Raw genomic sequence first — 13,610 nt, 5'->3', positions numbered from 1 at the left:
CGCGCGGAGCTTCTCGGGGTCGAGAGCGTCGACTCCCTCGTCCCGGACCCTCTCGACCCCCCTGTCCGAGACCGACGGGGTGGGGCGGATGATGGTCGGGTGAACCGCACCGATCGTCTCTACGGGCTCGTCGAGGAGCTGCGAGCGGTCTCGCCGCGGCCGCGGAGCGCACGGCGCCTCGCCGAGCGGTTCGAGGTGTCCGTGCGGACCATCGAGCGGGACCTGTCCGCGCTGCAGCAGTCCGGACTGCCGATCTGGGCGGAGCCGGGCCGGACGGGCGGCTACGTCATCGACGCGTCCGCGACCCTCGGCCCGGCGGGATTCACCCTCGACGAGGCCCTCGCCGTGCTGATCGGCCTCAGCGCGCTGGAGCGCAGTCCCTTCCGGCACGCAGCCCGGACCGCCGCCCGGAAGACGCTCGCGGTCCTGCCGGACGGGGAGGCCGCCCGTGTCGGCGCGGTCGCCTCGCGGGTGCACTTCCTCGAGAGCGAGGAGGAAGCGGTCGTTCCGGCGGAGTTCGCGACGGCCCTCCGAGCGGATCGGGTCGTCCGGCTCCGCTACCGGGACAGCAGCGGTGCGGAGTCCGTGCGCGACGTCGAACCGCTGGGCTCGATCGGGAAGGAGGAGCACTGGTACCTGATCGCCTGGTGCCGGCTGCGCGAGGGGGTCCGCGCGTTCCGCGGCGACCGCATGCTGTCGGTCGAGGTGACCGAGGAGCGGACCCCGCAGCGCACCCTCCGAGCCGAGGACCTCGCGCTCCAGTACGGACGGCTGCGGTCCGTCGTTGACGGCTGATCCGGCGCGCGGATCTCCCGGAGACGCCGACGATCGCCGGAAACACCGACAGGACGGTGTCGCGACGACCGACGAGCCTGGTGCGACGGCCTCACCCGCACCGGCCTCACCCTCACCACTGAAGGAGCTCCATGTCGTTCACCTCCCTCCGCATCGTCACCGACGACCTCGAAGGCCTCGTCGCCTTCTACGAGAAGGTCATCGGCCGGCCGGCCGAGCGCCCGGCGCCGGTCTTCGCGCAGTTCACCGGAGCGGGCGCGACCCTCGCCATCGCTCGCACCGCGACGGTCGGGATGCTCCACGGCGCCGTCGCCCCTGCGTCGAACCACTCCGTCCTGCTCGAGTTCGAGGTGGCCGACGTGGACCGCGCCTTCACCGAGCTCGGAACCGGGAGCGAGGACGTGGTGCTCGCGCCGACCACCATGCCGTGGGGCAACCGCTCCGCCCTCGTGCGCGACCCGGACGGCAACGTCGTCAATCTGTTCAGCAGGCCCGCCCGCACCGGACCTCCTCCGACGCCCTCTTCCGGACATGACCGCTAGAGGACGTTGCGGCCCGGATCGGGCAGCTGTCACGGTTCGAGAGCGACCGATGACGGTCGGCCCCACCCGACCTGAAAGCCGCCCATGCGCTCCGCCTCCCTCCCGACCACCGCCGACATCCCTCCGTCCCGCACTCCCCGGCGACTGGCAGCCGTGCTCACCACCGTGACCACGACGGTCGCGCTGCTCCTCACCGGCGTCGGACCCGCCGCCGCCGCGGAGACACCGCCGACGGCGCCCGCGGGCGGGATCGCGATCTGGGGCTGGAACTACTACGGCCAGAAGAACGTCCCCGCCGACGTGGGCGGCCTCGTCGCCGTCTCGGGGGGCGGCTTCCACAGCGTCGGCCTGCGGGACGACGGGACGGTCGTCTCCTGGGGGAACGACCGGTCGGGCCAGACCGCTGTCCCCGGCGACCTGAAGCCGGTCGTCGCGGTCGGCGCGGGATGGATCCACAGCCTCGCCGTGCAGAACGACGGGACCGTCATCACGTGGGGCGGCCAGGGATCGGGAGAGATCGTCCCTCCCGCGGGCCTGACCGACGTCGTCGCCGTCTCCGGCGGCGAGCAGTTCAGCCTCGCGCTGCAGAAGAGCGGCACCGTCGTGGGCTGGGGGCAGGATGCGACGACGAGCAACGCCGTCCCGGCGGGCCTCACCGGCGTCACGGCCATCGCGACCGGCTTCGATCACAGCCTCGCGCTGAAGGACGACGGCACGGTGGTCGCCTGGGGCACCGGAGCGCAGGTCACGGGCAAGCCGGCCGGCCTCAGTGGCGTGGTCGGCATCTCGGCCGGCTGGTACCACAGCCTCGCGGTGAAGAGCGACGGGACCGTCGTCGCGTGGGGGTCGGACGAGTACGGGCAGACCGATGTCCCGGCGAACCTGACGGACGTCGTCGCGGTGTCCGGCGGCGCGCGACACAGCCTCGCCCTCCGGAAGGACGGGAGCGTCGTCGGCTGGGGCAGCAACGAGGACGGGCAGCTCGATCAGCCCATCGGCGTCGTCGGCGCCCGCCCCACCGCGCTCGTCGCCGGCGGCTACCACAGCATGGCGCTCGGCGCCCGACCGGCCCTCACGGCGGACGCTCCCCCGGCGACCACGGAGGTCGGGGCGCCCTACTCGTACACGTTCGCGGCGGACTCCGCCTCCGCCACGTTCTCCCTCGCCTCCGGCAGCCTCCCGCCCGGCCTGACCCTCGATCAGGCGGGCGAGCTGTCGGGCGCGGTGACCGAGCCGGGCGACTCCACCTTCACCGTGGCGGCGAGGACGAGCTTCGGCAGCACCAGCGGCGCCCAGCACACGATCCGCGTCGCCGCGACCGCAGTGGCTCCCGCGCTCTCGGGAGACGCCCCCGCCGGCACGGTCGGAACCGCCTACGACTTCGGCTACACGATCACCGGCACACCGGCGCCGACCGCCACCCTGCTGTCCGGCAGCCTTCCGCCCGGCCTGTCCCTCAGCCCGAGCGGTCGCGTCACCGGCACCCCGACAGCGGCGGGGACGTCCTCGTTCACCGTCCAGGTCTCGAGCAGCGCGGGTTCCGCGCAGCTCGCCGACTCCGTCACGATCACACCGGCGGCCGTCGCGCCGGGCATCTCGGGGACGGTCGCGGCCGGCATGGTCGGCTCGGCGTACGACTACACCTACACGGTCACCGGCTTCCCCGCCCCGGCCGTGTCACTGAAGTCCGGGACGCTCCCGCCCGGTCTCACCCTCGAGCCGACCGGCCGCCTCTCCGGCACGCCCACCACGGCGGGCATCTTCGTGTTCACCCTCCAGGCGACCAACGCCACCGGGAGCGCGACGGCGACCAGCACGCTGACCGTGTCGCCGCAGAAGGTGACCGCGCGCGCCGATCTGCGCGTCGACCTCGCCGGGCCGACGTCCGCGGTCAAGGGGAGGACCGCCGTCCACACCCTCACCACGACGAACGCCGGGCCGTCCACCTCGAGCAGCGTCTTCTCGAAGGTCGTCCTCCCGCCGAACACGCAGTTCGTGTCCGCCACCGGCACGTACACCCGCGTCGGGAACCTCGTCGTCTTCCAGCGCTCGAAGCTCACCAACGGGCAGAGCGTCATCGAGAAGATCACGGTCACGGCGACCGCCACCGGAAAGGGCACCGCGCTCGCGACGACGTTCTCGGTCAGGACCCCCGATCCGTCGATCCGCAACAACGCCGACACCGCAGCCACCACGGTGCGCTGAACCTCGGCGGACGAGGGAGGCGGGCGGTCCTCGCCGACCACCCGCCTCCCTCACCGTCCTCCGTCGGAACCGCCGGAGCACCTCGATGCTCAGGGGCGGAAGACCGCCCGCACGCACCCGTCGGTCTTCTCCTTGAACATGGCGTAGCCGGCGGGGCCGTCCTCCAGCGGCAGGACGTGCGTGGCGAGGTGCTCGGTGACGATCTCGTCCCGCGCCATCCGCTCGAGGAGCATCGGGATGTACCGGTGCCCGTGCTGCTGAGCGGACCGGAGCGTGAGGCCCTTGTTCATCACCGCCCCCAGGGGGAACTTGTCGACGAAGCCGCCGAAGACGCCCAGCACGAAGACGCTGCCGCCCTTGCGCGCGGCGAAGATCGCCTCACGGACGGCGGTGGGTCTGTCCGTCTGCAGCCGCAGCTGCTGCTTCAGCTGGTCGTAGGCGAAGTCGGGACCGTCGCGGTGCGCCTCCATGCCGACCGCCTCGATGCACACGTCGGGGCCGCGTCCGCCCGTCAGCTCGCGGAGCTCGGCCGTCACCTCGCTGGTCTCGTAGTTCATGGTCTCCGCGCCGATGACCTGCTCGACCTGGGTCAGCCGCTCCTGGAAGCGGTCGATCACGATGACGCGCTCGGCGCCGAGCAGCAGCGACGCGCGCGCCGCCATCTGCCCGACACCGCCGGCGCCCCAGACCGCGACGGTGTCTCCGGGCCGGACGCCGCCGAGGTCCGCTCCCATCCATCCGGTCGGAGCGGCGTCGGAGGCGAAGAGCGCCCGCTGGTCGCTGATCCCGTCGGGAACGGGGAAGGCGCCCTGGTCGGCGTACGGCACGCGGATGTACTCGGCGTGGCTGCCGGCCCATCCGCCCAGCGCGTGGGAGTAGCCGTAGCAGCCGCCGGGCGCCTGGCCCCAGAGCATCTCGGGGATCCCCGCGTTCGGGTTGCCGTTGTCGCACAGGGAGTAGAGCTCGTTGCGGCAGTACCAGCACCTCCCGCAGCTGATGAACGAGCAGACCACGACACGGTCGCCGACCTTGCGCTTCGTGACGGCCGAGCCGACCTCGACGATCTCGCCGATGAACTCGTGCCCGAGCACGTCGCCCGCTCGCATGGTCGGGACGTACCCGCCGAGGAGGTGGAGATCCGAGCCGCAGCTCGTGCTCAGGGTCACCTTGACGATCGCGTCCTGAGCATTGAGGATCCCGGGATCCTCGACGGTCTCGACCGAGAGCTCGTTCACTCCGGTCCAGCACAGAGCCTTCACAGCACACCTCCGCCTTTCGCCTCGTCCTCTGCCTTGTCGACCGCGCCACCGAGCAGGGTGCGCGGTCGTTCTCCGTGCGGTCTCGGGGTCGCCCGCAGGACCTCGCCCGTCTCGAAGATCTGCTTGGCGTCGCGCAGAGCCGCGCGCAGCGCCTTGCCCGGGTCGTCGTCCACCCCGGGATCGGCACCCTCGCGGACTCGGGCGTGCACCTCGAAGCCCTTGTCCCCGGGGGCCGGATCGATCCGGATCTCGAGCGACTCCGCCAGACGCGCCAGCGGCTCGGGATACCCGCCGCTCTCGAAGTCCCGGGCCTCGCCCAGGACGGTGACCGCCTTCCACCCTTCCGGGTGCGGCCCGTCCCCGTCGGACTCCCGTTCCTTCTTCACGAGGGAACGGGCGACGAGGCCCACCGCGACTCCTGCGATGCCGACTCCGACTGCCGCAGCCGCTCTGCCCGCCATGATCACGCCGCCTTTCCCGGCTTGAGGACGACCTTGGTCCAGCCGTCGTCCCGGTTGTCGAAGTGCTCGTAGGCGTCCGGTGCCTGCTCGAGCGGCAGCTGGTGACTCACGATGAAGGACGGCGTCGCCTTGCCGGCGGCGATCAGATCGCGGAGCCGGCGGTTGTACTTCTTGACGGGCGCCTGCCCGGTGCCCATGGTCTGGCCCTTGAACCAGTGCAGTCCCGCATCGAACGCGATGCGCCCCTGCTTCGCGAGCTCGTCGGGGCCACCGGGGTCCTGCGGCACGAAGACGCCGACGGTGCCGATCCGCCCGGTGAAGCGCACCGACTGGACCAGGCGGTTCAGCGTGAGGTTCGGCTGCTCGTCGCCGCCGGGGTCGTGCGCCTGGTAGCCGACGCACTCGCAGCCGTTGTCGGCGCCGAGCCCCATGGTGTACTCCAGGACGGCCTCCACAGGATCGACCTTCGAGTCGTCGATCGCGATCGCGCCGAGGGACTCCGCCAGTCGAAGACGGTCCGGGTGCCGATCCACGACCATGACCTTGCTCGCACCCTTGATGGTGGCGGACAGCGCGGCCATCAGTCCGACGGGGCCGGCACCGTAGATCACGGTCTGGTCCCCCGGCTTCACTCCCGCCATCTCCGTCGCGTGATAGCCGGTCGGGAAGATGTCGGCGAGCATCACGTAGTCGGCGGCCTTCTCCTCCGCGTCCTCTCCCAGGCGGAGGCAGTTGAAGTCCCCCCAGGGCACCCGCAGCAGCTCGGCCTGGCCTCCGGCCCACGGTCCCATGTCGGCGAAGCCGTAGGCCGCACCGGCCCACTCGGGGACGGGCTGGGCGGTGAGGCAGTAGTTGGTCAACCCTCGCTCGCAGTTCTTGCAGTGCCCGCACGCCACGTTGAACGGCAGGACGACGTGATCCCCCGCCGCGACCTTGTCGACGCCGTCGCCGACCTCGATCACCTCGCCCATGTTCTCGTGACCGAACCACCGCCCGGTCTCGAAGCTGGTGCGCCCCTCGTACATGTGCAGGTCCGACCCGCAGATGTTCGTGGTCGTGATGCGCACCAGCACGTCGGTGGAGCGCTCGATCCGTGCGTCCGGGACGTCTCTCACCGCGACGGTGCGCGGCCCCTCGTACACCACTGCTCTCATGCTCGTTTCCCTCCCGTGCGTGACGTGCTCTCGAACGTTCCGCGGCCCGGTCGACCGCGCGACACGCCCATGTCACGCCCTGCGGAGAGGGGAGCGCCATCGGCAGACCTGCCGATGCGATCTGCCGTCGAGGGGGTCCCCGTGAAGGGGCTCCTGGTGGTACCCCAGTAGCACCGGTCTTCGGACAATCCCTCCGTTTCCCCTGCCCCTGGTCCTGAGGTGGTCGAGTCCCGTGTCACGCACTGCTGCGCTCCAGCTCGCCGAGACGGCCGCGCGCCCCGGCCCGGTCCGCGAGCGGGCTCAGGCGATGCTGGACGAGCTGCACCAGCACATCCCCTTCGACGGCGCGTGGCTGGCACTGGCCGAGCCGAACGGCACGGGGTACCGCTCGGTCGCGAGCACCGACCTCGACGAGTCCTGCGTCCGCTACCTGAGCGGTCCGCAGATGGCGCTCGACATCGAGAGGACCGGTGCGGATCGCGATCGGCCCCCCACCAGCCTGTCGGACGTCCCCTACTCCCCGAGGGACCTGCAGACCTGGGCGGAGTGCCTGCTCCCCGCGGGATTCCACGAGACCCTGTCCGTCGCTCTGTTCGAGGACGGGGGCCGGCACGTGGGCTTCATGACGGTGCTGTTCCGGAGCGCGGAACCGCCGTCGCCGGCGGTCCGCCGACGCCTCGCTCGACTCGTGCCGACGCTCACGTCGGGCATCGACCCCGTCCGCTCGCTCGCCGCGTCGGCCTCGGTCGTCAACGGAGCCGGAGCAGGCGTGGTCCTCCTGCCCGACCACGGCGTCGCCTCCCTTCCGGGCCTCTCCGCGGACGAGCTGCTCGCCGCCGATTCGGCTCTGATCGACGCTGCGAGGGACGCCCTCGCCGAGGGGCGGAACTACGCCTCGTTCCTGTGGCCCCGCGGACGCCGGCAGTCGCCGGACGGCTACGTGCGGGTGACGGTGCTGGCCTGCGAGAGAGACCTCGCCGCAGTGAGCCGCGGAGTCGTCGTGCTCTCCCCCGCGACGCGCCTGCGCGGCCTGACACCGCGGGAGCTCGAGGTGCTGGGCCACGTGATCGAGGGGTGCTCCAATCTCGAGATCGCCCGGGCGCTGAGAGTCGCTCCCCGCACGGTCGCCGCCCACCTCGAGCACATCCTGGTCACGCTGGACGCCACATCGCGCACGCTCGCCGCCGTCCGCGCCGAGCGCGCCGGCCTCTACGTCCCCCTCTCGCGAGCCCGGGCCGGGCGAGTCCACCCCGGATGAGCTCCGCGTGGGGCATCAGTGCACTGCGCGACCGGGCGAACCACCGTTCAGAAAGGAACCGTCATGTCCCACCTGTCCGTCAAGGCCGGTGTCGCCGCACTCGTCGGGGCGGCCGTCGCGGCGATCACCGCGCTCCTCGGTGTCCCCGATCTGTCACCTCTGCTCGGCTGGGCGATCGCCGCGGCGGTGTTCCTCGTCTGGGCCTGGTCGACGGCGTGGCCGGCCGACCCCGAGCGCACCCGCGACCTCGCCCGCCACGAGGACCGGTCCCGGAAGCTGGTCGACTCGCTCATCATCGCCGCCACCTTCCTCAGCCTCGTCCTCGTGGTCGTCGCGCTCCTCCGCAGCCAGCAGAAGGACCCCGTCGGATCCGCGGCCGCGATCCTCGCGGTCGTCGGGGTCGTCGCGGCCTGGGCGCTCATCAACACCGTCTACGCCTTCAAATACGCGCGCATGTACTACCTCGACGACCGCCACCGCTTCGACTTCGACCAGGACGAGGAGCCGTCCTACAGCGACTTCGCCTACACCGCCTTCTCGATCGGGATGGCCTACAGCGCGAGCAACATCACCCAGTCCTCCACCCCCTCACGCCGCATCGCCCTGGCCCACGCCCTGCTGTCCTACTTCTTCGGCACCTTCGTCGTGGCCGTCGCCATCAACCTGATCACCGGCCTCACCCAGGGAGGGTGAGAAGCGCGGCACGCCGTCCGCCGCAGGGTCGCGTCCGCGAACCTCGTCGGAAGCGGGTACCGGATCCTCAGAAGACGGCGATCGGGTTCACCGGAACACCGGTGAGTCCGAGCAGGCGGGGCGGAGCCACGCTGAGCAGGAACGACGAGCGTGACAGCTCCGCGCAGAGTGCACTGACCTGTTCGACGTTCGCGCTGTCGATGAGCGGCATGCCCAGTCGCGCGAGCGCGACCATGTGCATCGGCATCGGGATCTCCGGGTCGAGAGGCGGGAAGCTGTCGCCGACGTCTCCGGCGTAGAGCGCCACACCTCGGTCGTGCATCCAGGTCACTGCATCGACGGTCATGCCGGGCCCCTGCTCCTCCGAGTTCCAGGAGAAGCCCCATCCGCTGCGCACGACCAGCGCATCACCGGGCTGCAGAGCGACGCCTGCGCGGTCCTCGGCCGCGTCGAGGTCGGCGGCGATGATCGCGTGCGCTGCGGGCAGCCGTCCCTGCGGCGCGAGGTCGAGGAGGACGCCGCGCGTGACGATGCCCGCGGCGAAGGACGTGGTGGATCCGTGCTGCACACCGCCGGCGGTGACCGCTTCGCCGACAGGCCGGCCCGGGTACACGACTCCGTCCTCGACAGGCAGGTGGGCGAACGCGTCCAGGTGGGTCATCGCCGGGTGGTGCGGCGTCACGACGAGCACCTCGGACATGCCCATCGGCGGCGTACCGGTGTGAAGCAGCGCCTGCTGCACGGGCGGCGACGGCGGGGACGGCGGGGCGAACGGCCCGCCGAGCATGGATGCGGGAGCGACCGGCAGGGCGAGCGAGGCCCAACGGCCGGTCCGCACCTCCTCCGCTGCACGCCGGCGAGCGGCGTCGTCGATGAGGTTGAGAGTGCCGAGGTCGTCGTCGGCGCCCCATCGGCCTCGGTTGTCGGGGATCGGCGTGCGGGTCATGGGGTGTCCTGTCGAATCGACGTGGCCCGAGGAGTGGTGCACACTCCAAGGAAGGATCTGCGGTAGCAGGTTCCTGCAGGTCACCCTAAACCAGGTTCCTGCTTCTGCGTCATGGGAGAGGACATCGGGATGGGCGATGACGAGGGACTCGACGCCGTCCTCGGCTGGAACGCGGTCAAGGTCGCGCGGATCATCGGCGCACGGATCACTGCCGGGCTCGCGGAGCACGACATGAGCCTGGTGCAGTTCGGCGTCCTCTCCTGCCTCACCGGTGGAGTGCAGCTGACGTCCGCCGAGATCGCCCGCGCGGTCTTCGTCCGCCCGCAGACGATGTCCGAGGTCCTCGACGGCATGGAGCGGCGAGAGCTGATCGAGCGCGTCGGGATCCGAGGCAAGGGCCGACGCAACCCCGTGCGCATCACTGAAGAAGGGGGGCGAATGGTCACCGCGGCCCGCGCGGTCGCGATGGCGACCAATGACCTGAGCGACGTCGGCCTCAGCGCGGCGGCCGCCGGACAGCTGAACGAGCTCCTGCTCTCTGTCATCCGAAACGCCGAAGAACCGACGGGAGCCGGTTTCGGGGAGTGAGGACCGGCTGTGGACCGTTCCCGTTCGGGACGCCTGGAGCGGCGGAACGCCACCTGGCTGACCGACCTCCACACGGGACGGCCTCCGACTCGAGGACGGGGCTAGCGTGGGACCGGCGAGGAGGGCGAATGCACGCCGAATGGGACGAGTCGTACTTCGACGCACCGCGGGAGGACCCGTCGATCTACTGGGTCTGTTTCTGGACCGGAGACGACATCGAGCAATCGGCGCGCCACGACCCGCAGCGGATCACCGGTGCGGGTTCGGTCGCGGAGGTGCTCGAGTGGGTGCACGAGGTGAAGGAGGAGCGCCGGTTCGAGCTCTCCGTGGAGACCACGGACCGCGCCGAGTCGAGAGCCCACGGTTGGCTCGACCACCGCAAGCTCATCCGTCTCGCCGGCGACTTCACGCCGGGAGGCACGACGTTCACCATCGCGTCGTACGCACCGGAGTGAGGGTGAAGCGGTCCGGTGAGCCGACCCTCCCGCCTTTGCGGCGAACTGCATCCATACGCTGACGGCGACGGTTTCGGCCCGCAGACGATTCAGACGATCCCTTCACGGGACGCTCGGCTGCGCAGAGAGCAGCTGAGTACGATCGGGCCGTGCAGCGCGCAGTAGGCGGAGTAGTGATCGAGATCACTCACGCGAGAACCGATGACGCGACTCGGACAGCCGACACTCCCGTCCAGGCGTGGACGGTCACCCTCTCCGGAGCAGGTATCGCTCACACTGCGACCGTCGCCCTGGTCGGCACTCTCAAGGAGCCGGACGACGACGTGTTCGCCACGGTTCTCGAGGTGGCCGTGCTGGAGTACGTCTCCCTGTCGGAGGACACGGATCCGCTCGCGACCCCTGTGATCCGCGAGTGGAAGCGGGCCCACGCAGCCGAACTGCAGGAGCTCGTGGCGACGCTCCGAGCGACGGACAGCTAGCGCCCTCCCTGACGCACTCGACAGCGGACTGCTCATGACTCACCGCAGGCCGACGCTCGAACCAGAGCCGCCGGCCGACCTGGCGGGCCGACCCCGACGGGACGATCCGGACCGAGGTTCACGCTTCCCGAAGCATCGACCGAACGGCCTCGAGCGTGAACCCGGTCGCGACGGCGAGCTCGTGCTCGTCGGCACCGAGAAAAGCAGCGGAGCGCGCAGCAGAGAGGACTTTCTCCCACTCACCGGATCCCGAGAGCTGACTGCGAAGAAGTGCACTCTCCTCCGAGGCGTGCACGAGAGCCGCTTCCTCTTCGCCTGCCAGAAGCCTCGGCGGGTCGCTGAGATCGATTCGCCACCCACGAGCAGACGGCTCAGTGGCCTCATCCATATCCCGAAGCTACCCGACGCCGACGTCGAGCACCCGTCGCTCCTCCACTCGCGTTCCTGCCCCGACCCCCTGCTGGACCCCACCTGCTCACAAGGACGGGTCAGAGCAGAGATCGGGGGCCTCTGAGCTGACCCCACCCGAACGAGCTCTCCGCGATGAAGTCCTGGAGATCGCTCCGGACCGCGAGTGCGAAATCAGCAGGATCGACGCCGCGCTGCAACCCGCGGGCCGATCCCGGTTCACCGAGGATCTCCCGGTGGACGCGCACGTCGCCATCGTCCAGGCTCTCGCCGCCGTTGAGGGGACGCTCTGTGCCGTCGATGAACAGGCGCGTGAAGAAGAGGCGCAGCGAGGCGAATTCGTGCTCGCTGAGCATCTCCTCGAAGACCGGGCTCAGCGCCTCACGAAGCTCAGCGTCGGTGATCACCGGTTCCCTCCACGTCCGGCCTCAGCCTGCCAGTGTGACGACCGGATCGCGACGGTCGCGGAACGATCTCTTCGGCTGAGGATGCAGCCGGCGCTCCCTCCCTGCCGAGACGAGATCCCGACGTTCCATCGGCGCGGAGCGATCGGCTAGGACTGCAGTGCCTCGAGGTGCTCGAGGAGGCTCGAGTGCGTCGGCTCCCATCCGACCGCTTGTCGGGTGCGTGCGCTGGAGGACGGCTGGTCCATCGCGAGGATCGGCCCGAAGGGGCCGAAGGTGTCGTCCGGCACGGACTCGACGGGCAGCCCCAGGCGGCGCCCGACCACGGTGGCGATGTCGAGCACGCGGTCGCCCTCGTCGGCCACGGCGTGCCAGGCGGTGCCGCCCGGCACGGACTCGAGCGCGATCCGGAAGAGCGAGGCGGCGTCCCGGGCGTGGACGGCCGGCCAGCGCTGCTCGCCGTCACCCGGGTAGCCGGCGACCCCGGTCCTTCGGGCGGCGTCGGTGAGCAGAGTTCCGGGAAGCGACCGAGCTCCTCGCCACGAGCGGGCGGCCCTCGAGCGGTCGTCGTGTGTGGTCTACTGGTCTCGATCCGGGGGGATGAGCGATGAACAGCACGGTGGAACGGTCGGCGTGGGCGCGGTTCTGGGACCACGGGCGGTGGTGGAAGGCTCTGATCCTCGCGGTCGGCTACCTCGCGATCTACGAGCCGGCCTCACTGCTGATGGCTCCGTTTGTGCCCTTCATCGGTGACGCGGATTCCGCGAGCTACGTCGTCGTCCTCATCGTCGTACCGGTCCTCATCGGCAGTCTCCTCCTGGTCGGCTTCGGCGCGAGCCTCGGCTGGCTGCGGAGCACGTTCGAGCGGCAGTCCCCTCGCGGCGGCGGCTGGATGTGGATCGCGATCGCGGTCGTCCTGCTCTTCAACGTGATGCGCTTCGCGAGCATCGACTACTCCGCGGCCGGGTTCGACTGGGTGGCCGCCTGGCTGCTCGCCGGACTCGTCATCGGCTTCTCCGAGGAGCTCCTCACCCGCGGCTACGTCGTGCGGATCATGCGCTCGTCGGGTCGCTCCGAGATCGCCGTCGGACTGGTCTCCGCCGCCCTGTTCGCCCTGCTGCACGCCACCAACCTCTTCGTCGGCCAGCCGCTCCTGCCGACGCTGCTGCAGATCCTCTACACGTTCTTCTTCGGCTTCTGCATGTACCTCGCGATGCGCGTGACCCGCACGATCATCGCGCCGATCCTGCTGCACGCCAGCACCGACCCCAGCATCTTCATGCAGGGCACCTACCCGGCCGGCGGCGCCCTCTCCGCCCTCGCCCAGCTCGGCAACATCGTCGTGATCCTGGTCGGAGTCGTCCTCCTCGTCGTCTTCCTCCTCACCGAGCGCCGAGCCGGCCACCGCCCCCGCGAGGCGCAGCACGAGGCCGCGCAGATCTCCTGAGCGATCGCGCGGGATCAGCTGCCGCGGGGTCCGCGGCGGAGGAGGACGAGCAGGGTCTGGGACATGACCGTCTCGTCGTGCTGGTCGAGCAGCTCGATGCCGATGCGGACGAGGCCCCTGTCGGGTCGTGAGGTGGAGGGGCGCGCGGAGAGGACGAGGAAGCGGCCACGCAGCCGGTCGCCCGGGCGCACCGGGAGGTGCCAGCGCAGGTCGTCCACTCCCGGCGAGGCGATGCTGGCGCGCTCGTTGAGGAAGGTGTCGACCAGGAGCCGCATCGTCATCGCCGTGGTGTGCCAGCCGCTGGCGATCAGGCCGCCGAAGTCGCCCGCACGGGCGGCCTCAGGGTCGGTGTGCATGCTGTGCGGGTCGAACGCCGTGGCGAAGGCGATGATCTCGGCTTCGGTCACCTCGATCGGCCCGGAGGTGCCTCCGAGTCCGGGACGGTAGTCGTCGAAGTACCGCTCGGCCAGGGGAACGGTGAAGGGCGTCATCGTCCGACCGTACTGACCGGCGCGA

The 13,610-nt window shown here is 70.7% G+C and carries 17 protein-coding genes; 9 read left to right on the top strand and 8 right to left on the bottom strand.

What is annotated here, in order from left to right:
* The first annotated feature begins 99 nt into the window (after positions 1 to 99).
* The 3 genes from MT353_RS10330 to MT353_RS10320 all read left to right on the top strand — a co-directional run bounded on the left by MT353_RS10330 (position 100) and on the right by MT353_RS10320 (position 3,542).
* Positions 100 to 795, top strand: a complete 696-nt coding sequence (locus MT353_RS10330) for a YafY family protein (RefSeq protein WP_243624328.1) — start codon at positions 100 to 102, stop codon at positions 793 to 795.
* 131 nt (positions 796 to 926) lie between these two features.
* A complete protein-coding gene (locus MT353_RS10325) occupies positions 927 to 1,337 on the top strand; it encodes a VOC family protein (RefSeq protein ID WP_243600099.1) in 411 nt (136 codons plus the stop codon).
* An 84-nt stretch (positions 1,338 to 1,421) separates the two neighbouring features.
* The gene (locus MT353_RS10320) at positions 1,422 to 3,542 is read left to right on the top strand and encodes a putative Ig domain-containing protein (protein ID WP_243624327.1); all 2,121 of its coding nucleotides are present in this window, start codon (positions 1,422 to 1,424) and stop codon (positions 3,540 to 3,542) included.
* Between the two features lie 89 nt (positions 3,543 to 3,631).
* Here the strand turns inward: MT353_RS10320 and MT353_RS10315 are convergent, their stop codons facing one another.
* The 3 genes from MT353_RS10315 to MT353_RS10305 are packed head-to-tail and all read right to left on the bottom strand — an operon-like array spanning position 3,632 to position 6,416.
* Positions 3,632 to 4,801, bottom strand: a complete 1,170-nt coding sequence (locus MT353_RS10315) for a zinc-dependent alcohol dehydrogenase (RefSeq protein ID WP_243624326.1) — start codon at positions 4,799 to 4,801, stop codon at positions 3,632 to 3,634.
* Positions 4,798 to 5,262 carry a hypothetical protein gene (locus MT353_RS10310; protein ID WP_243624325.1) on the bottom strand — a complete coding sequence of 155 codons (465 nt, stop codon included), beginning with the start codon at positions 5,260 to 5,262 and terminating at the stop codon, positions 4,798 to 4,800. The genes MT353_RS10315 and MT353_RS10310 overlap by 4 nt, the downstream gene beginning before the upstream one ends.
* A gap of 2 nt (positions 5,263 to 5,264) precedes the next feature.
* Positions 5,265 to 6,416 (bottom strand): glutathione-independent formaldehyde dehydrogenase, encoded by a 1,152-nt coding sequence (locus MT353_RS10305; RefSeq protein ID WP_243624324.1) that lies wholly within the window; start codon positions 6,414 to 6,416, stop codon positions 5,265 to 5,267.
* A 232-nt stretch (positions 6,417 to 6,648) separates the two neighbouring features.
* Here MT353_RS10305 and MT353_RS21955 point away from each other — a divergent pair, with 232 nt between their 5' ends.
* Together MT353_RS21955 and MT353_RS10295 are read left to right on the top strand one after the other, a co-directional pair.
* A complete protein-coding gene (locus MT353_RS21955; protein WP_243624323.1) occupies positions 6,649 to 7,674 on the top strand; it encodes a helix-turn-helix transcriptional regulator in 1,026 nt (341 codons plus the stop codon).
* Between the two features lie 63 nt (positions 7,675 to 7,737).
* Positions 7,738 to 8,367: a DUF1345 domain-containing protein gene (locus tag MT353_RS10295; protein ID WP_243624322.1), complete on the top strand. Its 630-nt coding sequence runs from the start codon at positions 7,738 to 7,740 to the stop codon at positions 8,365 to 8,367.
* A 67-nt stretch (positions 8,368 to 8,434) separates the two neighbouring features.
* On the opposite strand, the gene MT353_RS10290 is transcribed toward MT353_RS10295, so the two are convergent.
* Positions 8,435 to 9,541 carry a cyclase family protein gene (locus MT353_RS10290; RefSeq protein ID WP_243616298.1) on the bottom strand — a complete coding sequence of 369 codons (1,107 nt, stop codon included), beginning with the start codon at positions 9,539 to 9,541 and terminating at the stop codon, positions 8,435 to 8,437.
* Between the two features lie 3 nt (positions 9,542 to 9,544).
* On the opposite strand from MT353_RS10290, the gene MT353_RS10285 reads away from it, so the two are divergent.
* The 3 genes from MT353_RS10285 (at position 9,545) to MT353_RS10275 (ending at position 10,835) form a co-directional block, all read left to right on the top strand.
* Entirely contained in the window at positions 9,545 to 9,901 is a 357-nt protein-coding gene (locus tag MT353_RS10285) for a MarR family winged helix-turn-helix transcriptional regulator (RefSeq protein WP_243624321.1), read from the top strand.
* A gap of 128 nt (positions 9,902 to 10,029) precedes the next feature.
* Entirely contained in the window at positions 10,030 to 10,356 is a 327-nt protein-coding gene (locus MT353_RS10280) for a hypothetical protein (protein ID WP_243600090.1), read from the top strand.
* A 149-nt stretch (positions 10,357 to 10,505) separates the two neighbouring features.
* Entirely contained in the window at positions 10,506 to 10,835 is a 330-nt protein-coding gene (locus MT353_RS10275) for a hypothetical protein (RefSeq protein WP_243600089.1), read from the top strand.
* Positions 10,836 to 10,953: 118 nt separating this feature from the next.
* Here MT353_RS10275 and MT353_RS10270 read toward each other — a convergent pair whose 3' ends face one another.
* The 3 genes from MT353_RS10270 to MT353_RS10260 form a co-directional block, all read right to left on the bottom strand.
* Complete coding sequence (locus MT353_RS10270) at positions 10,954 to 11,223, bottom strand: hypothetical protein (protein WP_243600088.1); 270 nt, start codon at positions 11,221 to 11,223, stop codon at positions 10,954 to 10,956.
* Positions 11,224 to 11,323: 100 nt separating this feature from the next.
* Positions 11,324 to 11,650 (bottom strand): hypothetical protein, encoded by a 327-nt coding sequence (locus MT353_RS10265; protein WP_243600087.1) that lies wholly within the window; start codon positions 11,648 to 11,650, stop codon positions 11,324 to 11,326.
* A 146-nt stretch (positions 11,651 to 11,796) separates the two neighbouring features.
* Entirely contained in the window at positions 11,797 to 12,039 is a 243-nt protein-coding gene (locus tag MT353_RS10260) for a nucleoside-diphosphate sugar epimerase (RefSeq protein ID WP_243600086.1), read from the bottom strand.
* 215 nt (positions 12,040 to 12,254) lie between these two features.
* On the opposite strand from MT353_RS10260, the gene MT353_RS10255 reads away from it, so the two are divergent.
* The gene (locus MT353_RS10255; RefSeq protein ID WP_243600085.1) at positions 12,255 to 13,094 is read left to right on the top strand and encodes a CPBP family intramembrane glutamic endopeptidase; all 840 of its coding nucleotides are present in this window, start codon (positions 12,255 to 12,257) and stop codon (positions 13,092 to 13,094) included.
* A 14-nt stretch (positions 13,095 to 13,108) separates the two neighbouring features.
* Here MT353_RS10255 and MT353_RS10250 read toward each other — a convergent pair whose 3' ends face one another.
* Positions 13,109 to 13,585, bottom strand: coding sequence for a MaoC family dehydratase (locus tag MT353_RS10250; RefSeq protein ID WP_243624320.1), 477 nt, complete (start codon positions 13,583 to 13,585; stop codon positions 13,109 to 13,111).
* Positions 13,586 to 13,610 lie beyond the last annotated feature (25 nt).

It is taken from the genome of Rathayibacter sp. VKM Ac-2927 (assembly GCF_022815525.1).
Lineage (GTDB): Bacteria > Actinomycetota > Actinomycetes > Actinomycetales > Microbacteriaceae > Rathayibacter > Rathayibacter festucae.
This window is presented reverse-complemented; position numbering and strand designations above follow the sequence as displayed.